General features: G+C 53.9%; 14 protein-coding genes and 2 pseudogenes. 4 read left to right on the forward strand and 12 right to left on the reverse strand.

The window, feature by feature from the left end:
- Nucleotides 1–2 precede the first annotated feature (2 nt).
- The gene (locus JGF26_RS12330; RefSeq protein WP_129325144.1) at nt 3–1,688 is read left to right on the forward strand and encodes an NAD-dependent malic enzyme; all 1,686 of its coding nucleotides are present in this window, start codon (nt 3–5) and stop codon (nt 1,686–1,688) included.
- Nucleotides 1,689–1,735: 47 nt separating this feature from the next.
- On the opposite strand, the gene JGF26_RS12335 is transcribed toward JGF26_RS12330, so the two are convergent.
- The 10 genes and pseudogenes from JGF26_RS12335 to JGF26_RS12385 all read right to left on the reverse strand — a co-directional run bounded on the left by JGF26_RS12335 (nt 1,736) and on the right by JGF26_RS12385 (nt 11,364).
- Entirely contained in the window at nt 1,736–2,737 is a 1,002-nt protein-coding gene (locus JGF26_RS12335) for a Kdo(2)-lipid IV(A) acyltransferase (protein WP_128347633.1), read from the reverse strand.
- Between the two features lie 183 nt (nt 2,738–2,920).
- The gene (gene pptA / locus JGF26_RS12340; protein ID WP_134708155.1) at nt 2,921–3,151 is read right to left on the reverse strand and encodes a tautomerase PptA; all 231 of its coding nucleotides are present in this window, start codon (nt 3,149–3,151) and stop codon (nt 2,921–2,923) included.
- Between the two features lie 37 nt (nt 3,152–3,188).
- Nucleotides 3,189–3,806 carry a glutathione S-transferase family protein gene (locus JGF26_RS12345; RefSeq protein ID WP_134708154.1) on the reverse strand — a complete coding sequence of 206 codons (618 nt, stop codon included), beginning with the start codon at nt 3,804–3,806 and terminating at the stop codon, nt 3,189–3,191.
- A 49-nt stretch (nt 3,807–3,855) separates the two neighbouring features.
- Nucleotides 3,856–4,743 carry an ABC transporter substrate-binding protein gene (locus JGF26_RS12350; RefSeq protein WP_134708153.1) on the reverse strand — a complete coding sequence of 296 codons (888 nt, stop codon included), beginning with the start codon at nt 4,741–4,743 and terminating at the stop codon, nt 3,856–3,858.
- Between the two features lie 9 nt (nt 4,744–4,752).
- The gene (locus JGF26_RS12355; RefSeq protein ID WP_134708152.1) at nt 4,753–5,526 is read right to left on the reverse strand and encodes an amino acid ABC transporter ATP-binding protein; all 774 of its coding nucleotides are present in this window, start codon (nt 5,524–5,526) and stop codon (nt 4,753–4,755) included.
- Nucleotides 5,510–6,436, reverse strand: a complete 927-nt coding sequence (locus tag JGF26_RS12360; protein ID WP_134708151.1) for an amino acid ABC transporter permease — start codon at nt 6,434–6,436, stop codon at nt 5,510–5,512. The genes JGF26_RS12355 and JGF26_RS12360 overlap by 17 nt, the downstream gene beginning before the upstream one ends.
- A 9-nt stretch (nt 6,437–6,445) precedes the next feature.
- The gene (locus JGF26_RS12365; RefSeq protein WP_028018880.1) at nt 6,446–6,955 is read right to left on the reverse strand and encodes a GNAT family N-acetyltransferase; all 510 of its coding nucleotides are present in this window, start codon (nt 6,953–6,955) and stop codon (nt 6,446–6,448) included.
- Between the two features lie 9 nt (nt 6,956–6,964).
- Nucleotides 6,965–9,228: pseudogene (locus JGF26_RS22410) on the reverse strand (NtaA/DmoA family FMN-dependent monooxygenase).
- Between the two features lie 16 nt (nt 9,229–9,244).
- A complete protein-coding gene (locus JGF26_RS12380; protein ID WP_028018877.1) occupies nt 9,245–10,366 on the reverse strand; it encodes an amidohydrolase in 1,122 nt (373 codons plus the stop codon).
- Nucleotides 10,363–11,364, reverse strand: a complete 1,002-nt coding sequence (locus JGF26_RS12385) for an LLM class flavin-dependent oxidoreductase (RefSeq protein ID WP_128347630.1) — start codon at nt 11,362–11,364, stop codon at nt 10,363–10,365. Before JGF26_RS12385 ends, JGF26_RS12380 begins: the two co-directional genes overlap by 4 nt.
- A gap of 487 nt (nt 11,365–11,851) precedes the next feature.
- On the opposite strand from JGF26_RS12385, the gene JGF26_RS12390 reads away from it, so the two are divergent.
- Complete coding sequence (locus tag JGF26_RS12390) at nt 11,852–13,387, forward strand: PAS domain-containing methyl-accepting chemotaxis protein (protein ID WP_128347629.1); 1,536 nt, start codon at nt 11,852–11,854, stop codon at nt 13,385–13,387.
- Here JGF26_RS12390 and JGF26_RS12395 read toward each other — a convergent pair.
- Nucleotides 13,384–13,543 (reverse strand): annotated as a pseudogene (locus JGF26_RS12395) (cupin domain-containing protein); the annotation flags it as partial. The gene JGF26_RS12390 and the pseudogene JGF26_RS12395 overlap by 4 nt on opposite strands.
- 401 nt (nt 13,544–13,944) lie before the next feature.
- On the opposite strand from JGF26_RS12395, the gene ansP reads away from it, so the two are divergent.
- A complete protein-coding gene (gene ansP / locus JGF26_RS12400; RefSeq protein WP_028018874.1) occupies nt 13,945–15,441 on the forward strand; it encodes an L-asparagine permease in 1,497 nt (498 codons plus the stop codon).
- 41 nt (nt 15,442–15,482) lie between these two features.
- Here the strand turns inward: ansP and JGF26_RS12405 are convergent, their stop codons facing one another.
- The gene (locus JGF26_RS12405; RefSeq protein WP_134708149.1) at nt 15,483–16,544 is read right to left on the reverse strand and encodes a YncE family protein; all 1,062 of its coding nucleotides are present in this window, start codon (nt 16,542–16,544) and stop codon (nt 15,483–15,485) included.
- 242 nt (nt 16,545–16,786) lie between these two features.
- Here JGF26_RS12405 and pqqU point away from each other — a divergent pair, with 242 nt between their 5' ends.
- Entirely contained in the window at nt 16,787–18,895 is a 2,109-nt protein-coding gene (gene pqqU, locus JGF26_RS12410; protein ID WP_128347627.1) for a TonB-dependent receptor PqqU, read from the forward strand.
- The last annotated feature ends 95 nt before the right edge of the window (nt 18,896–18,990 follow it).

Raw genomic sequence — 18,990 nt, forward strand, 5'->3', positions numbered from 1 at the left:
CCATGTCTCGTAAAGAAGTTCTGTACACTCCCTATAACGGAGCCGTATTGCTGGAAAACCCATTATTAAATAAAGGTCTCGCGTTCATAAAAGAAGAACGTGATAATTTCAACCTGCATGGTTTATTGCCTCACAACGTTGAAACCATTGAAGAACAAACGGAACGCGCCTGGGTACAATTCTGTCATTTTAAAAGTGATATTTCCCGTCATGTGTATCTGCGTAATATTCAGGATACCAATGAGACCCTGTTTTACAATCTCTTACGCTCGCACCTGAAAGAGACATTGCCAATTATCTATACGCCGACGGTAGGTGAAGCCTGCGAGCATTTCTCCACCATTTACCGCCGGGCTCGCGGGTTGTTTATTTCATGGCCTAACCGCCATCGTATTGATGAGATGCTGCAAAGTTTCTCGCGCAACGATATTCGAGTGATTGTAGTGACTGACGGGGAACGTATTCTGGGGCTTGGCGATCAGGGTATCGGTGGAATGGGCATCCCGATTGGTAAGCTGTCGCTGTATACCGCCTGCGGAGGGATCCATCCAGCTTCCACCCTGCCCATTATGCTGGATGTCGGGACGAATAATCAGCAGCACCTGGACGACCCGATGTATATGGGCTGGCGCCATCCGCGCATCAGCGACGATCAATATGCTGAATTTATGGATATGTTTGTCAGCACCGTCAAAGCACGCTGGCCAAATGTTCTTCTGCAGTTTGAAGACTTCGCGCAGAAAAACGCCACTAAATTGCTCCAGCGCTACCGCGACCAGCTGTGCTGCTTCAATGATGACATTCAGGGAACGGCAGCCGTCACCGCAGGTACGCTGATTGCGGCAGCCCATGCAGCGGGTACACGCATTCGCGATCAGCGTGTGGTCTTCCTGGGCAGCGGTTCCGCCGGATGCGGAATAGCAGAAAAAATTGTGGCCCTGATGGTTGATGACGGCCTGACCGAGTCCGAAGCCCGCAGCCGGATCTTTATGGTCGACCGCTTTGGCTTGCTGACCGACGATATGACCAACCTGCTCGACTTCCAGAAAAACCTTCTCACCGCGCGTGATGCGATTAGCCACTGGCAGGTAGAAGCCAATAATATCTCCCTGCTGGAAGTGGTAAAAAATGCACATCCGACGGTGATGATCGGCGTTTCAGGCCAGCCAGGACTCTTCAGTGAAGAAATTGTGAAAGAGATGCATCGGCACTGCCCGCGCCCTATTATCATGCCGCTCTCGAACCCGACATCACGGGCAGAGGCGCAGCCACAGGATCTTATCGCGTGGACCCAGGGTGCCGCACTGGTGGCCACCGGTAGCCCGTTTGCCCCGGTGTTCTGGCAAAACGAGCAGTACGACATCGCCCAGTGTAACAACGCCTATATTTTCCCGGGTCTGGGGCTAGGGATCCTGGCCAGCAACGCCCGCCGTGTGACGGAAGAGATGTTGATGGCGGCAAGCCGCAGCCTGGCCGCGCAGTCTCCACTGGTTACCACCGAGAAAGGGGGCTTGTTGCCGCCGGTCGATCGCATTGAAACGGTTTCACGCCAGATTGCCCTCGCCGTTGCCCGTGCGGCGATTGATCAGGGCGTCGCCCCGTCGATAGACAACGAAATCTTGCTGGCGCGCATCGAGCAGACCTGGTGGCAAGCAGATTACGCACCTTATCGCAGGTCTGCCCTGTAGGGGATATTTATGCCCTCACCACAAGAGTGAGGGCATGGTTTTTTGCCTCAGTGCTGTATGCCAGACCGCTCAGAAATCTCTTCAGCGGATAAGATATTAACGGAAGACGTCACGTCTTTTGCACGCGCATATCGGTCCGGCACCCCCTCCGGGCGGGTTTTGAAGCGCCGGTGCAACCACATATACTGTTCTGGTGCCATGCGTACCGCTTGTTCGATCGCTCTGTTCATCTGCGTCGCAACAGATTCTTTATCTCCCCCCTGCAACGCCTCGCTGATATCCTCCAGAATAATCAGTTCATAACCGCTGCCATCCGCCCTGCGTCGCGGCACAAAGGGAATGACGGCGGGCTTAGCGCTTTTGACCAGCATATAGCTTCCAGCGGTCGTCGCGGCATCCGGAACCGCAAAGAACGGCACAAAGACGCTATTGGTTTTGCCATAGTCATGATCCGGGGCATACCACAAAATTTCATTCTGCTTCAGCGAGCGGATCATGCCTTTTAAATCATGACGATCGAGCATAGATTTATTGGAACGCAGACGCCCTCGCGTCTGTAGCCAGTCCAGCAGGGCATTATTATTAGGACGATATACGCCAATACCGGGGTTGAGCATGCCAAATATCCGCGCGCCCAGCTCAAGTGTGAGAAAATGCATTCCCACCAGCACCACGCCATTACCTTTCGCCCGCGCCGTTTCCATGTGCTCATAGCCCCTAACGGTAAAGCATTTCTTAACCCGCCACGCAGGCCAGAACCATGCCATTCCGGTTTCAATCACCCCCATTCCTACCGATTCAAAATTACGCTGCAGCAATGACTCTCGCTCCGCCTTTTTCATCTCCGGGAAACAAAGCTCAAGGTTGCGGCGGGCAATTTCGACGCGGCGGGGAAGCAAGCGCATCGCCAGTCGACCAAGACCATGACCAATTCTGAACAGAAGCGGATAAGGGAGCAGCATGATAAGCCACAGCGCGGCAATGCCTGCCCAGCTTAGCCAGTAACGGGGATGAAGAAAGGCGAATGAAAAACGGGGTAATTTTGTCATCAGAAAATTATCCTTTAACGTGTCTGTCCTTAATTGATTCTGTTGGAGATCTTTCCTAAGGATTAATAATAAGTCAGTCAGAAACGTTAAGTGTAGCGGATAAGACAAAACGCATTTTTATCGTTTTTTGCGAAAAACGGGAAGTTGAGCCGGGGAGGACTTATCCGCTCCCCGGCAAAAGATTTACATTGAATACCCTGGCTTCTTAATCAGCTCATTCAGCTTCGGACCTATCTCGGTATCCCAGACCTGGGCCTTCCAGTCTTCCGGCGCTACCTGGTTCAGCGCAACCGACACGGAACTGTCTTTGCTGTTGAAATGGCGAATGATGAGGTCGGCAATATCCGCCGCCAGCGCAGTTTTTTGTTCGTCGTTCAAATCGCGGGGAAAACATTTGATATCTACATGTGGCATGTGCAGGTTTCCAGTTATGAGCCAGGGTTCCACGTTATCAGATAATATTGTTTGCCTTTAACACCTTGTGCAGTTTCGGAAGCTGAGTAACTGTATCCGCAATCGCAGTTATCTTCGGGGTATTCGCGGCAAACCATTCATGACGAGGCCCCCAGGTGCGCGTGACCACAATATACACATCAAGCAGCGTCAGGCGTTCACCCAGCGCATAAGGGCACGCCTTGAGCTGACTGTCGAACCACTGATAGAGCGATTTACGGTACTCAATGCAATTTTTCTGCAGCTGCTCCGGCGCATCTGGCGCCCAGCGCTCGGGATAATCGGCATACGTGAAGGTGGGGTAAACATTGGCGACAAACCAGATCAGTAAACGCTGAAACTGCTGGCGTTCGGCCTGTTCCTGAGGTGGAGCAAGCTCGGGACATTTATCGAGTACCATCAGAGCAATCGCCGCGGTTTCTGTCATGATGGTCCCATTTTCCAGCTCCAGCGTGGGCACCTGGCACAGCGGGTTCAGCTTGTGCAACAGCTCACGCTGCGGACCGGGCTGGTCAAACCCGTCCACGTTGATAAATTGATAAGGGATATCAGCCAGGGTTAGCATCACTTCGCTGATTGCCGAGCCCCAGCCGGGTACGCCATAGAGTTTAATCATGTTGCCCCCTCAGGGATAAAAACCCTAAGTGTAGAGCACCTTTAGTAGGTTAGTAGGTTATCCCAGGGGGGTTGACCTCGGAGCGCTCCACTGCTTCGCCCTGCTCTCCCCAGCGCGCCAGCACCTTCTGGTAATCTCCCCGCTTAATTGCCCCGTCCAGTGCGGCTTGCAGAGCATAAACCAGTTGGTTCCCTTTTTTGGTCGTGGTGGCAACCCAGGCTTTTTTCGGCCCTAAACCGACCACGCGGGTTTTGCCGGTCAGTGCAGCTTTATACGCCGACACCGACTGCGGCCCAAAAAAGACATCTGCCCTGCCGGACTGAATATAGAGATTGCCCGAGGCATCGTCGGTCAGATAGACCGGTAGCGCAGGTTCACGCCCTGCCTTTTTGTTCTCTTCGTTCCAGCCCAGCAGAATACGTTCCTGATTCGTGCCAGAGCCAACGATCACCTTTTTCCCTGCCAGATCTTCCGCACTTTTGATTGACTGAATCTCGCTCGTGGATTTCACCGAAAAGGCCAGTGAATCGACGCGATAGGTCGCAAAATCAAATTTCTCTTTCCGCTGCTCGGTTACTGCAATATTCACCAGCGCCACGTCATAGCGCCCGGAGGTGATCCCCAGCGGCCAGTCTTCCCAGGCCGTGGGTACCAGCTTCAGTTTTAGCCCCAGACTGCCCGCCAGCAGACGAGCAATATCCGGGTCGCTGCCAATCCGCGTTCGGTTATCGCTGGCAAGCAGCGCCAGCGGCGGAGAGTTCAGCGCCGAAATGGCCACCGTCAGTGTTCCCGGTTCAACGAACGTATAGTCCGCAGGTATCTTTGCCACCGCCTGGGGATCGACCGTTACGGGCAGAGGTCGCTCGTTTGCTGTTAAATCTAAGCTGGCGTGGCTGGCAGCCGAAAAGATCAGCCCCGCCAGAAGTCCATATTTCATCTGCGCTCCTTACAGCACTTTTGACAGAAACTGGCGCGTTCGCGGGTGCGATGGGCGGTTTAGAACCTCGTCACTGCTGCCCTGCTCCACAATTTTACCGTCGACCATAAACACCACCTGATCTGCCACTTCCCGGGCAAAACCAATCTCGTGGGTCACCACCACCAGCGTAGTGCCGGATCGGGCCAGTTTTTTGATCACGTCCAGTACTTCGCCCACCAGCTCCGGGTCGAGAGCCGAGGTGGGTTCATCAAACAGCATCACGCGAGGACGTAACGCCAGCGCACGAGCAATGGCAATGCGCTGCTGCTGACCACCGGAGAGATGACGCGACCAGGCATCCGCTTTATCGCGTAAACCCACGACGTCAAGCAGGCTCCAGGCATGCTCTACCGCCTCTTTTTTGCTGAGTTTCTTATGCGCGACAGGTGCCTCAATTAAATTTTCCAGCACCGTGAGATGCGGAAAGAGATTGAAGTTCTGGAACACGTAGCCCACGTTGATACGCTGTTTGAGGATCTCTTTCTCCTTCAGCTCGTAGAGTTTGTCTCCCTGACGGCGATAGCCAATATAATCCCCATCGATCTGGATAAAACCCTCGTCGACTCGCTCCAGATGGTTAATGGTGCGCAAAAGGGTCGATTTACCCGAGCCGGACGGCCCGAGGATCACCGTGACCGATCCCGGAGGGATCTCAAGCGTGACGTTGTCGAGCGCTTTGTGGCGGCCAAAAAACTTACTGACGCCGGTAATGGAAATGTGTCCTTCAGGAGAGGCTTGCATGGATGGGCTCCTGTGCTGGCGCGGTGGTAACAGACCGGGTACAGTTGGTCGTACGGTTCTGATTAACAGCAGAACGGCGTTCGCTGCGGGCAAGACCGCGCTCAACGACATGCTGTATAGCGGACAAAACGGTGGTAATCACCAGATACCAGGCAGCCCCCACCATCAGCAGAGGGATCACCTCCTGCGTACGGTTGTAGATCATCTGAATGGTATAAAACAGTTCCGGCATCGCCAGGACATAAACCATCGCCGTACCTTTGGCGAGACTGATGATTTCATTGAATCCCGACGGCAGAATGGTGCGCAGTGCCTGGGGCAAAATGATGCGCACCGTGCGTCGCCATGCAGGCAGACCAAGTGCAGCGGCAGCTTCATATTGCCCGTGGTCAACGCCGAGAAATCCACCGCGAATAATCTCTGCGGTATAGGCGCTCTGAACGAGGGTTAACCCCACTACCGCAGTGGAAAACTGCCCCAGCACGTTGATGGTTTCAAAGCTGCCCCAGGTGATGCCGGTGAACGGCACGCCGAGCGAGAGTGTGTCGTAGAGATAGGAAAAGTTGTACAGGATGATCAGCACCACGATCAGCGGTAATGACCGAAACAGCCAGATGTACCCCCACGCCAGGCTGCTCAACAGCCAGGATGAAGAAAGTCTCGCCAGGGCCAGCATGCCGCCAATCACCACGCTCAGCGCGGTGCCGATCAGCGTCAGCAGAAGCGTTTGCCCTACACCTTCAAGGATCACCGGGTCAAAGAACCAGCGGGCGAACACTGCCCACTCCCAGCGCGGGTTAAAGGCTACGGACTGAATCACGACCGCCAGCACAAACAGCGCTACCGCGGCGCCAACGGTCCGCAGCGGGTAACGCGCCGGGACCACCTTAATGGTTTCAACGTTGCTCATCGTCGTTCCTCATGCGGTTTTACTGAACGCTTCGCGTACCAGCGTTTTGGTGAAACGCAGCCGACCGTCAAACGGTGGCTGACTGTACTCTTCCGGATTGCGGTTGAGATCGAACTGCGGTTGGTACCCCTGGCTGAGATAGAGCCTGACCGCCTCCGGCTGACGAAAACCGGTGGTGAGGTAAATCTGGCTGTAACCAGCCAGCACCGCCCTGCGCTCCAGTTCCGCCACTACCCGGCCAGCAAGTCCCTGCTGACGCAGGGATTTATTTGTCCAGATACGTTTAATTTCAGCGGTACGCTCGTCAAAGGGTTTGTATGCGCCGGTGGCAATAATCTCGCCATCGCGCTCCAGCACGATGAACAGCCCCTGCGGCGCTAAGTACCACTCGGTAAGTTCCACTTCAGCGTCTTTAGAGAAGTAGTCACCGTAGCGGGCCGCATATTCTCCAAATAGCCCCTCGATAACAGGTTGAAGATCCGCATCTTCTGGTGACACATCCCGGAATTGTTCGCTCATAGCCCCTCCTTAGTCACCCAGACCCGCCGGGTTTACTTCAGATTGCGGGATACGCTCCACTCCTTCTCCCCAGCGGTTCAGCACCTTGTCGTAATCACCGTTTTTGATGACGCCGTTAAGTGCGGTTTGCACCGGCTCGACCAGGCCACTACCTTTTTTCAGCGTCACCGCGATGTGCGCCGCCTTCGGCCAGCCACCGTCGACGCTGCCCACCAGTTTGGTTTTACCGGTTAACGCCGCTTTCCACGCGCCTATTACGTTCGGGCCAAAATAGGCATCCGCACGTCCTGACTGGAGTGCCAGCGTTTGCGCCGCATCGTCTTTGGTGTAGACAGGGGTAAAGGGTTTGAGCCCTTTCTTGAGGTTTTCGTCATTCCAGGCCAGCAGGATGGCCTCCTGATTGGTGCCTGAGCCGACGATAATTTTCAGCCCGGCAATATCTTCTGCTTTCTCTATCGACTTCAGCGGGCTGGTCGATTTCACGTAGAAGCCGAGGGAATCCTTACGGTAGGTGGCAAAATCAAACTTCTCTTTGCGCGCTTTAGTGACCGTGATATTGCTGATGGCCGCGTCATATTTCCCGGAAGCCACGCCCAGCGGCCAGTCCTCCCAGGAGGTGGGCACCACGTTCAGCTCCAGGCCCAGGCTGTCGGCCACCAGACGGGCGACATCAACCTCGCTGCCCAGCAGCGTTTTGTTGTCATCTGAAAACACCGTCAGCGGCGGTTGATTCAGCCCTGCCACCGCGACGGTAAATTTGCCCGGTACGGCAAACCGATAATCCTTAGGCAGTTTTGCTACTGCATCACTGTTTTTGGTCGTGTTGATCGGCGTTTTATTGGCCTCAATGCTGACGCCAGTACCGTTAATGTTCACATTCTCTGCCCAGACGGCAGGGGTAAAGGCCAGCGCAAGCGCCAGAATAAGCGTTTTTTTCTGCATAGCGGTATTCTCTTTTATTGTTTTATGAACTGGTTTTGGGGTTCGTCTAAGCCCAGACTTTCGCGCAGCGTGGTGCCCGGGTATTCGGTACGGAACAGGCCACGGGCTTGTAAAACGGGCACCACCTGGTCAACAAAGCGCGGGAAGGTGTCCGGCGTCCCGCCCTGAATGATGAAACCGTCAGCCGCATAATCCTCAAACCAGGCTTGCAGACCGTCCGCCACCTGCTCCGGCGTACCGGAAAAACGCGGGCGCGGTGAAGCCGCCTCGAGCGCCACCTGACGTAGGGTTAAGTTGCGCTCCCGGGCATTACGTTTGATTTCATCGGTAGTACTACGGAAGCTGTTTTTACCTAAATCACCGATATCCGGGAACGGTTCGTCGAGTGGATACTGGCTGAAATCGTGGTGCTCGAAATAACGCCCAAGGTAGTTCAAAGCATCATTAATCGACACCAGCGCCGCCGTCGTTTGATATTGGTTTTCCACATCATCGGCGTCTTTTCCGACAATCACGCTGACGCCCTGGAAAATATGCAGATCTGACGTGCGGCGTCCGTTAGTTTCCAGTTGCTGCTTCACGTCGCGGTAAAAAGCTTTTGCCTCGTCGAGCGTATCGTGATGGGTAAAAATGGCGTCGGCATGTTTCGCCGCCAGTCTTTTACCGTCATCCGACGCGCCCGCCTGAAAGACAATCGGACGCCCTTGTGGTGTACGGCCAATATTCAGCGGTCCGGCGACCTGGAAGAAGTCACCGTAGTGATCCAGCGCATGCAGTTTGGCCGGGTCAAAAAACTGACCGCTCTCTTTATTGCGTACAAAGGCGTCACCTTCCCAGGAGTCCCAGAGCCCTTTCACCACGTCGAGATACTCGTCTGCAATCCGGTAACGCAGGGCATGTTCCGGGTGCTTTTCGCGGGAAAAGTTCTTCGCAGAACCTTCCAGCGGCGAGGTCACCACGTTCCAGCCCGCACGCCCGTTGCTCAGGTGGTCAAGGCTGGCGAACTGGCGCGCCGTGGTAAAGGGCTCGCTGTAAGAGGTGGATAAAGTTCCCACCAGCCCCAGACGCGAGGTGATACTTGCCAGCGCGGACAATACCGTCAGCGGTTCAAAACGATTTAAAAAATGCGGGATCGATTTTTCGTTGATATAAAGGCCATCGGCAACGAATAAGAAATCGAGTTTCCCCTCTTCCGCTTTTAATGCCGTCGCTTTTACAAATTCAAAATTAATACTGGCATCAGCGGTGGCCGCCGGGTGGCGCCAGGCTGACATATTCCCGGATGCACCATGCAAAATGGTCCCCAGCCGCAATTGTCGGGTTGCAGACATATTTACCTCTTCTGAATTAAACGTGTTGCAGGGCTTTTTCCGCAAGCTGTGCAAAATAGCGGGCAGCCGGCTCAATTAGGGCTTCATCCGGATTAAATGCCGGGTGGTGTAAACCAAACGAACTATTGCTGCCAATGCTGACAAATGCCCCCGGGATCTGCTGCAAATAGACGGCAAAATCTTCGCCCCCCATATGCAGTTCGGCGTGCCGGGTCTCATACCCCGCTTCCCGGGCGACCGAGGTGGCAAAATCTGCCCAACGTTCATCATTCACCAGCGCGGTGGGCCCGGCGTACCAGGTAATATCAATCTGTGCGCTGAAGGCGCTGGCAAACCCGGCGGCAATTTCTTCCACGCGGGTTTTAACATTCTGCTGCACCTCCGTACGATGAGTGCGCAGTGTGCCTTCCAGCTCGACGCTTTCTGGCAACACGTTCCAGGTATTCCCACCCGCAATACGCGTAACGCTCAGTACCACCGAATCCAGCGTATTGACGTTACGGCTGGCGACGCTTTGCAGAGCGGTCACCAGTTGACTCGCCAGAACAATCGCATCGTTGCCTTCATGTGGCCGGGCAGCATGCGCGCCTTTACCGGTTATGCGAATCACAAATCTGTCGACGTTGGCATAGAATGGCCCGCCACGGGTGGCGAACTCGCCGACCGACAGCGAAGGTTCGTTATGCATGCCGAAAATCGCGCTGACATCACGCAACGCACCGGCCCGCACCAGGCTTTTCGCACCACCAAAGTTCTCTTCGGCAGGCTGAAACAGGATTCGCACCCGGCCGTTGAGCGAGGCTTCCCGCTCTTTCAGTTTTAACGCGGCCCCAAGGATCACGCTGGTGTGGATATCATGCCCGCAGGCATGCATCACACCCGCACGCTGTGAGCTAAACGGCACCCCGCTGCGCTCTTCAATCGGCAAAGCGTCTATATCTGCCCGTAGCGCAATCAGCTTGTCACCGGTCCCGATTTCCGCCACCAGACCGGTTGGCAGCGCGTAAGGCAACGGCGTTATGCCTGCCTTTGTCAGCCACTGGTGCAGGCGTGCGGTGGTTTCTACTTCCTGACCTGACAATTCCGGGTTCTGATGCAGCTCGCGCCGCCAGGCAATCAGTTGTTCGCCAAAGCTCATACCGTGACCTCCTTGTTAAGCCGCTCCTGGGCCAGCAGACGCAGGGACTGCACGCGCGCAACGCCATCCGCAACCGGGGTATCAATAATGAATTCGTCAATGCCCCACTGTTCATGCAGGGCGTTCAGTTGTTCCAGGACTGATTCAGCCGTACCGGCCAGCAGAGACTGGGCCCGACGGGCAATACGTACCGGTTCGCTGCCCGCCTGACGTGCAAAGGCATAAGCCTGTTCTTCGCTGGCGACGGTCACGCGCTGGCCGTTTGCCAGCTCAACGCCCCACACCTCGACCTTCTGCGCAAGCGCGTCCGCTTCAGCCTGCGTCGGCGCAACAATTGCCTGCACCGCCACCATCACGTCGCGGACGCTGTTTTCACGCCAGGTGGCGATCACCTCGCGCAGCAGGTCAGGATCGCCATTCAGGTGCGCAGCAAAAACAAAGTGCCAGTCGAGTTTTGCGGCCAGCAGCGCGCTTTCAGCACTTGCGCCCAGCAGAAAACCCTGTGCAGGTACGGGCGGTAGCGGCGTTGCGCGAACAACCTCTTCCGCAGCCTGGTTTTCTGGGCGGATCCAGTGGTCAAGATGAGCCAGTTGTTCGGCAAAGCTGCCCTTTTCCTGTTGATTCAGACCCTGCTGCAGCGCGCGGGTCGAGAGTGGCAGCCCGCCCGGGGCTTTTCCGACGCCGAGATCAACGCGACCCGGCGCCAGGGCGGCCAGAACGTTAAAATTCTCGGCAACTTTATACGGGCTATAGTGCTGGAGCATGACGCCGCCCGACCCCACTCGAATGCGCGTTGTTTGTCCCAGGATCCAGGCAATCAGCAGCTCCGGTGAGGGACTGGCCAGCTGCGGTGTGTTGTGATGTTCGGCAATCCAGAAGCGGTGATAACCCAGGTTCTCTGCCTGTTGCGCCAGCGTCAAAGTACGCGCCAGTGCATCGGCAGCGGTTTCGTTTTCAGCGATGGGGCTTTTATCCAGAATGCTGATTCGCCATGACATGTTGCGTTCTCGTTTGACTTAACATGGCGACATTATTAAAGGCGTAATTCACTACTGAGAAACAATTAATTTACATTTAGTTTGCCGGAAATCAGATATCCAAAACCATGCAAAGACTAAGACTTTTGAGGTGCAACCACTTTTCTGCCCGCATCCGAGCCAACAGGGTCGCGCAAATCATCACGTTTTCATTCTGTTAACGAAACGCTATTTCGACATCTTAATTTACCTCGCGGAGGTGATCTCCCGCTTTTAATTTGGCTTATGTCATTTATTTGCAGGGGATGACGAAACTGCGCTCGAAATTATTTTCATTTTTATTACATTGACTCAGTTTAATAGATAAAAAATAATTAGCACCAGGTATTTCGGACAAGCAGAATTTAATAGAGAATACACAGCAGACAGCTATAAAAATAATCACATCAATCTTGCCTGAGAGTTTACCGGGCGGTTTTTATTCTTTCACATCATCATGGAGTTACTCATGAGGCGTAACAGTCCCGTTACACAAAGCGAGTATTTTCTTAACGAAGGCTCGACGTTAATGTCGACCACCAATACGCAAAGTCATATTACCTATGCCAATTCCGCTTTTATTGAAGCTAGCGGATATAAAGAAGAACACCTTATGGGCGAACCGCATAATATTATTCGCCACCCCGACATGCCTGCCGAGGCGTTTGGTGACATGTGGTTTACCCTACAACAGGGGGAAACCTGGACAGGGCTAGTCAAGAACCGTCGTCAGAACGGCGATCACTATTGGGTACGCGCTAATGTGACGCCAGTCTGGCAGGATGGAAACTTAACAGGCTATATCTCCGTGCGGAATATTCCAGCACGCGAAGAGATCGCTGCCAGTGAAAAACTCTATGAGAAAGTACGCAATAACGAATTAACGCATCATCGTTTTTATAAGGGATTATTGGTTCGTCGCGGTTTATTTTCTTTCATGTCTCTTTTTAAACGACTCAGTACCAGCAAAAGAATCTATCTCGGTATTACAGTGACGGCCCTGTTTTCCTGTTTGCTGATTTTATTATTCCCGAATACGCTTACACAGTTCGGCGGTCTGGTTCTGCTATTTATAACCCTGGCATATTATCTTCATGCACAAATTGCCCGGCCGGTAAAATCCATTGTTCAACAGATGCAGTGCGTGGTTTCAGGGCGTAAAACCGAGTATTACCACTTTGACAGGATCGATGAAATCGGTCTGATGATGCGTCTGGTCAACCAATCCGGTTTAAACCTGAATTCTCTGGTCGACGATGTCGGGGCGCAGATTAACGGGATTGGCACTATCAGCCAGCAGGTCGCCAAAGAGGGCGCGGATCTGCAGGCGCGTTCTGAAGAGACCGCAGACTTTCTGCAGCAAACCGCAGCCGCAGTGGAAGAAATTGCCAGTGCGGTTAAGCAGACGGCGGAAACCGCAAAAGAAGCGATCCTGATGGCGGATCGCACCAGTGCCAGCGCCCACTGCGGTGAAGCGATGATGAAAGAGACTATCGGCATGATGCAATCCGTTTCGCAGGATAACAGTCAGATCGTCGATATCATCAGCGTTATCGATCGCATCGCCTTTCAGACCAATATACTGGCGCTAAATGCTGCCGTTGAAGCGGCACGCGCAGGTGAAGCCGGGCGCGGTTTTGCGGTGGTGGCGGCTGAAGTGCGAAACCTTGCGCAGCACTCCGCGACGGCGGCTAAAGAGATCAAAACGCTTATTGAGAAAAACGTCTCCAGTGTGAACGCGGGTGTGGAAAAGGTGGAACAAACCGAAACGCAGCTGACGGTCATGATCGACAATGTTCTGCAGATGTCCTCCCTGATTAAGGAGATCGGTCATGCCACGCAGGAACAGACTCAGGCGCTGACGCTTATCAACGCGTCCATCTCCCGTATTGGTGCAATGACGCATAACAATACGGGGATGGTGGATAATGTCACTCAGGCCGCTAATCACCTGACGCAGCGCACAACGCGCCTGCAGCAGGCAATTTCCGTTTTTGGCGGTTAGTCGTTCAGGCACTGCTCGTCAGTAACTTTTTCCAGCCACTTTACCGGGCTACCGTTTACGGATTTGGCGATGGCAATGTGCGTCATCGCCCTGGTTAAGCGGCTCAGCCTCTTTGCCCCACTCCTGTAACCAGCCACGACCCTGCGTCACGATCATCTTTATTACCCAAGCCGTCGCCAGCATACCCTCGCCTTTTCGTTGCTGATTGAAGCGTTGCGTTTGCAATGAGTTCATTTCACTGCGCAACCATTAAGCAATATTGATGAATAAATCATCAAGTCACTAATGGGTTCGTCTAAAAAATCATCACGATTCAGCATCTTGTGATCCACGTCTGCTCTGACCACACGATTTCCTTCGACCTGCATCACTTTCGGCACGGTTATATTTTGCGTCGCTTATGAATTGCAGGTAGGATGCCTCGCCATGTTTCGCCTTATCCATACGTAGAATCACTGGGAAGGCGACATGTGTTTGCGCAGAAGCAATCGTTTGTATTGCACTCTGCCAGGCAGGACTATCACGATAATGGTTCAGACAGGCAAACAGGTAACTCAATGAAAACAAGCAATAAAAGCGCAGCCGATCATCATGCTGCTAAACGTCGCTGGTTGAATTCCCACGAAGAGGGCTACCACAAAGCGATGGGCAACCGTCAGGTTCAAATGATCGCCATCGGCGGCGCTATCGGAACGGGTCTGTTTTTAGGTGCAGGCGCTCGCTTGCAGATGGCGGGCCCGGCTCTCGCCCTGGTCTATCTGGTGTGCGGGATCTTCTCTTTCTTTATTCTTCGTGCACTGGGCGAACTGGTATTGCATCGCCCTTCAAGCGGCAGTTTTGTCTCTTACGCCCGTGAATTCCTCGGTGAAAAAGCGGCTTACGTTGCAGGCTGGATGTACTTCGTCAACTGGGCGATGACCGGTATTGTCGATATCACCGCCGTGGCGCTGTATATGCACTACTGGGGCGCGTTTGGTGATGTGCCGCAGTGGGTCTTTGCGCTTGGCGCGTTGGCCATTGTCGGTACCATGAACATGATCGGCGTGAAGTGGTTTGCGGAGATGGAATTCTGGTTTGCACTGGTCAAAGTGCTGGCCATCGTCGTGTTCCTGATCGTGGGTACTGTCTTCCTCGGCAGCGGTAAACCACTGGATGGTAATGCCACTGGCTTCCATCTGATAACCGATAACGGCGGATTCTTCCCGCACGGTCTGATGCCGGCGCTGGTACTGGTTCAGGGTGTGGTGTTTGCCTTTGCCTCTATCGAACTGGTGGGTACTGCTGCGGGTGAATGTAAAGATCCGCAGACGATGGTGCCAAAAGCCATTAACAGCGTGATCTGGCGTATCGGTCTGTTCTACGTTGGTTCCGTGGTACTGCTGGTTCTGTTACTGCCGTGGAACGCCTATCAGGCGGGTCAGAGCCCGTTTGTGACCTTCTTCTCTAAGCTGGGCGTGCCTTATGTTGGCAGCATCATGAACATCGTGGTACTGACCGCAGCGCTCTCCAGCCTGAACTCCGGGCTTTATTCTACCGGCCGTATCCTGCGCTCCATGTCCATGGGCGGTTCTGCGCCGAAGTTCATGTCGAAAATGAGCAAGCAGCACGTGCCGTATGCCGGTATTCTGGCGACGCTGGTAGTGTATGTATTCGGCGTATTCCTGAACTATCTGGTCCCGTCCCGGGTCTTCGAAATCGTTCTGAACGTTGCTGCGCTTGGTATTATCGCATCCTGGGCCTTTATCGTGGTCTGCCAGATGCGTCTGCGTAAAGCCATTAAAGAAGGTAAAGCCGCTGACGTGAGCTTTAAGCTGCCTGGCGCGCCGGTGACCTCCTGGCTCACCCTGCTCTTCCTGTTCAGCGTGCTGGTACTGATGGCGTTCGATTACCCGAACGGCACCTACACCATCGCCACTATACCGCTGCTGGCTGTACTGCTGATTGCTGGCTGGTTTGGCGTGCGCAAACGCGTTCACGAAATTCACAGCACCGCGCCGGTTCATCCTGATGATGAAAAACACGACGCGCCGCTGGTTGAAGAAACGTCGCGTTAATCATTAAAAAGGGAAGGCAGATGCCTTCCCTTTTTTTTACATCACAGCGTGATACGAATTACGTCGTCAGGTTGGGTCGCTTCCTGCTGACGGGTAGATTTCTGTTTTACCGTCACATACAGCGTTTTGCCATCCGCAGAGAGCGCCAGGCTGTTCGGGTAGACCGGCGTGTCGAAGGTTTTCGTCACTTTGTAAGATTTCGCGTCAATCACGCTCACCTTACCGGCTTCACGGTGCGTCACATACGCTTCATTGCGTACCGGGTTAAACAGCACGGCCAGTGATTCTGGTGCTGAGATTTTCTCGATCACGCTGCCGTCTTTCAGGCTCACCACCAGCACTTCCGGCTGTTTTGAATCAGTCAGGAACGCGCGCCGGCCGGCAGTATCGAGGCTCAGATTCAGGTAGAAGTGCTCTTTCCCGTCGTCCTGCACTTTTTTACGACTCAGGATTTTGTTGGTGGCCGTATCAATCGTCACCAGCTCACCGTCGGCATTGGTGGTATAGAGGCGTTTCGCCTGCGCATCCAGCGCCAGGCCGGTGCTATAGGTGCCGGTATTAGCAATAGTCTCTTTCAGCTTCAGCGTTGCGCCATCCACCACCCAAATCACGCTCTCTTTACCCACACCAGTGATATAGACGGTGTTAGTGCTGTCATCAGCCACCAGCTGGCGCGGCTGCAGCGGTTTGACGGTTTCACTGCGCTGGCGATTATCGAGCACCAGACGCCCTTTCACGTCGCCCGTTTTGGCATCAATCGCCGTCACCGCGCCGTTGATGGTGTTACCGAACCACAGCGTTTGGCTCGCCTTGTCAAAGGTAGCACCGAAAGGTTTGAGATCGCTATGAATCGCCTGCGTCACGTCCAGCGTGACCGGGTCAAGGCGATAGATAACCCCGCCCTTATCGGTTTTACGGCTTTGCGACGTCGCAACCCACAGCGCATTCTCCTGCTGGCTTACCGCCATTTCATACGCCCCTTTCCCCACCGCTTTACGCAGGATCTCTTCGGCGGCGTGCACCTGGAAGGTGCTGGCAAACAGTAACGTAGCAGACAGCAGAGAAAGGCTCAGTCGCGGCGAGCACAGATGACGTAAAGACATAACAATTCCTTTTCTGAAAAGAGGGTTTTCTGCTGACATCACTTCCGGCAGGCAACGTCCTGGCATTGCCTTTTGATAATGAGAATAGTAATCATTAATCAACAAAATGTGGAGTTTTTCTTTCCCTCGCCCACATTCATTAACGCAACGTGCGGTTAAAGTTTTCAAAACATTTACAAAACCTTTAACATATAGGCACATGTTCCATTTGGTTCGTTTAGATACCACAACCGGTTTTACTCATGAAAATCATTTCCGCCCGTAAGGCATCTCTGATGCTGGTTCCTGTTATTGTTGCGCCTCTCACTGCGATGAGTGCGGATGAACAGACCATGATCGTCAGCGCTACACCGCAAACTGTATCGGAACTCGATACTCCAGCCGCGGTGAGCGTCGTGAATGGCGATGATATGCGTCAGGCCACGCCACGCATCAACCTGTCTGAATCACTGGGTAGCGTTCCAGGCCTGCAAATTCAAAACCGCCAGAACTATGCGCAGGATCTCCAGCTGTCAATGCGTGGATTTGGTGCCCGTTCAACCTTTGGCGTACGCGGTATCCGCATGTATGTCGACGGTATTCCAGCCACCATGCCTGACGGACAAGGGCAAACCTCCAACATCGATCTTTCCAGTGTGGACACTGTTGAAGTGCTGCGCGGCCCCTTCTCTGCCCTGTACGGCAACGCCTCGGGTGGCGTGATTAACATCAACACCCAGACCGGGCAGCAGCCGCCGACCATTGAGGCCAGCAGCTATTACGGCAGTTACGGTACCTGGCGCTATGGCATGAAAGCCACGGGCGCAATGGGTGACGGGACACACGCAGGCGATGTGGATTACACCGTTTCCACCACCCGCTTCACCACTAAAGGCTATCGTGACCACAGCGGTGCGCGGAAGAATCTCGCCAATGCCAAACTGGGTGTGCGTATAGATGATGTCAGTAAACTCACGCTGATCGTTAATAGCGTGGACATGAAGGCTAACGATCCGGGTGGACTCGATTACCAGGAGTGGCGGAATGACCCGCGCCAGTCTCCGCGCGGCGATCAGTACAACACCCGTAAGACCATCAAACAGACCCAGGCCGGTCTGCGCTATGACCGCCAGCTCAGTGCCCAGGACGACCTTAGCGTGATGATGTATGCCGGTGAGCGTGAAATGACGCAGTATCAGTCAATACCTTATCAACCGCAGCTTAAGCCATCTCACTCTGGTGGTGTGATTGATATGCAGCGCCATTACCAGGGCGTTGATACCCGCTGGACGCACCGTGGCGAGCTGCTGGTGCCGGTGACCCTTACCACCGGCCTGAACTATGAAAACCTGAGCGAAGATCGTCGCGGGTATGAAAACTTCGTGATGAATAACGGCGTGCCGGAATACGGTGTGAAGGGTGATAAGCGCCGTAACGAGCGTAACCTGATGTGGAACGTCGACCCTTATCTGCAAAGCAGCTGGCAGCTGACACAGAAGCTCTCTGTGGATGCGGGTGTGCGTTACAGTTCGGTCTGGTTCGACTCCAACGATCATTACATTACGCCGGGCAACGGGGATGACAGTGGTGACGCGAGCTATCACAAGTGGCTCCCGGCGGGCTCCGTGAAATATGCCATGACGGACGCGTGGAATCTCTATGCTGCTGCCGGGCGCGGATTCGAAACGCCAACAATCAACGAACTCTCATATCGTTCAGATAACCAGGGCGGTCTGAATATTGGCCTGAAACCTTCCACCAACAATACGTATGAAGTGGGGAGCAAAACCCGTATCGGCAATGGTCTGCTGACGGCTGCGCTGTTCCGTACAGATACTGATGATGAGATCGTGGTCGATTCCAGTTCCGGCGGCCGTACCAGCTATAAAAATGCCGGTAAAACCCGTCGTCAGGGGGTGGAGGTTTCCCTGGACCAGCAGTTTGCTGAAAACTGGAAGCTGAAAATGGCGTGGACCTATCTGGACGCCACCTACCGTACCAACGTATGCAGCGACGCAGACTGTAATGGAAACCGCATGCCAGGTATCGCCCGCAACATGGGTTATGCCTCGTTTGGCTGGCAGCCGGAGGAAGGCTGGTACGCAGGTTCAGATGTCCGCTACATGAGCGATATCATGGCCGACGACGAAAACACGGCGAAAGCCCCGTCGTACACCGTGGTTGGGCTGAATACCGGGTATAAACTCAACTATGGTAACTGGGGAATGGACGTCTTTGGCCGCGTAGATAACCTGTTCGACAAAGAGTACGTCGGCTCGGTTATTGTCAACGAATCCAATGGTCGTTATTACGAGCCTGCACCCGGGCGTAACTATGGCGTAGGTATGTCGATCTCTTATCGCTTCGAGTAAGCAAAAAGAAAAGTTTATTTTATTAATGAAATAACCCTCCTGATGGCAATAAGCCATCAGGAGTTATTCACCGAATAAATAATTAGCTACGGTAT

Source organism: Enterobacter sp. E1, from assembly GCF_016809815.1.
Lineage (GTDB): Bacteria > Pseudomonadota > Gammaproteobacteria > Enterobacterales > Enterobacteriaceae > Enterobacter > Enterobacter adelaidei.

What these genes read in the sequence shown, in the direction of transcription:
- JGF26_RS12330 (WP_129325144.1), top strand. Translation starts at nt 3, where the DNA reads ATGTCTCGTAAAGAAGTTCTGTACACTCCCTATAACGGAGCCGTATTG.
- JGF26_RS12335 (WP_128347633.1), bottom strand. Translation starts at nt 2,737, where the DNA reads ATGACAAAATTACCCCGTTTTTCATTCGCCTTTCTTCATCCCCGTTAC.
- pptA (WP_134708155.1), bottom strand. Translation starts at nt 3,151, where the DNA reads ATGCCACATGTAGATATCAAATGTTTTCCCCGCGATTTGAACGACGAA.
- JGF26_RS12345 (WP_134708154.1), bottom strand. Translation starts at nt 3,806, where the DNA reads ATGATTAAACTCTATGGCGTACCCGGCTGGGGCTCGGCAATCAGCGAA.
- JGF26_RS12350 (WP_134708153.1), bottom strand. Translation starts at nt 4,743, where the DNA reads ATGAAATATGGACTTCTGGCGGGGCTGATCTTTTCGGCTGCCAGCCAC.
- JGF26_RS12355 (WP_134708152.1), bottom strand. Translation starts at nt 5,526, where the DNA reads ATGCAAGCCTCTCCTGAAGGACACATTTCCATTACCGGCGTCAGTAAG.
- JGF26_RS12360 (WP_134708151.1), bottom strand. Translation starts at nt 6,436, where the DNA reads ATGAGCAACGTTGAAACCATTAAGGTGGTCCCGGCGCGTTACCCGCTG.
- JGF26_RS12365 (WP_028018880.1), bottom strand. Translation starts at nt 6,955, where the DNA reads ATGAGCGAACAATTCCGGGATGTGTCACCAGAAGATGCGGATCTTCAA.
- JGF26_RS12380 (WP_028018877.1), bottom strand. Translation starts at nt 10,366, where the DNA reads ATGAGCTTTGGCGAACAACTGATTGCCTGGCGGCGCGAGCTGCATCAG.
- JGF26_RS12385 (WP_128347630.1), bottom strand. Translation starts at nt 11,364, where the DNA reads ATGTCATGGCGAATCAGCATTCTGGATAAAAGCCCCATCGCTGAAAAC.
- JGF26_RS12390 (WP_128347629.1), top strand. Translation starts at nt 11,852, where the DNA reads ATGAGGCGTAACAGTCCCGTTACACAAAGCGAGTATTTTCTTAACGAA.
- ansP (WP_028018874.1), top strand. Translation starts at nt 13,945, where the DNA reads ATGAAAACAAGCAATAAAAGCGCAGCCGATCATCATGCTGCTAAACGT.
- JGF26_RS12405 (WP_134708149.1), bottom strand. Translation starts at nt 16,544, where the DNA reads ATGTCTTTACGTCATCTGTGCTCGCCGCGACTGAGCCTTTCTCTGCTG.
- pqqU (WP_128347627.1), top strand. Translation starts at nt 16,787, where the DNA reads ATGAAAATCATTTCCGCCCGTAAGGCATCTCTGATGCTGGTTCCTGTT.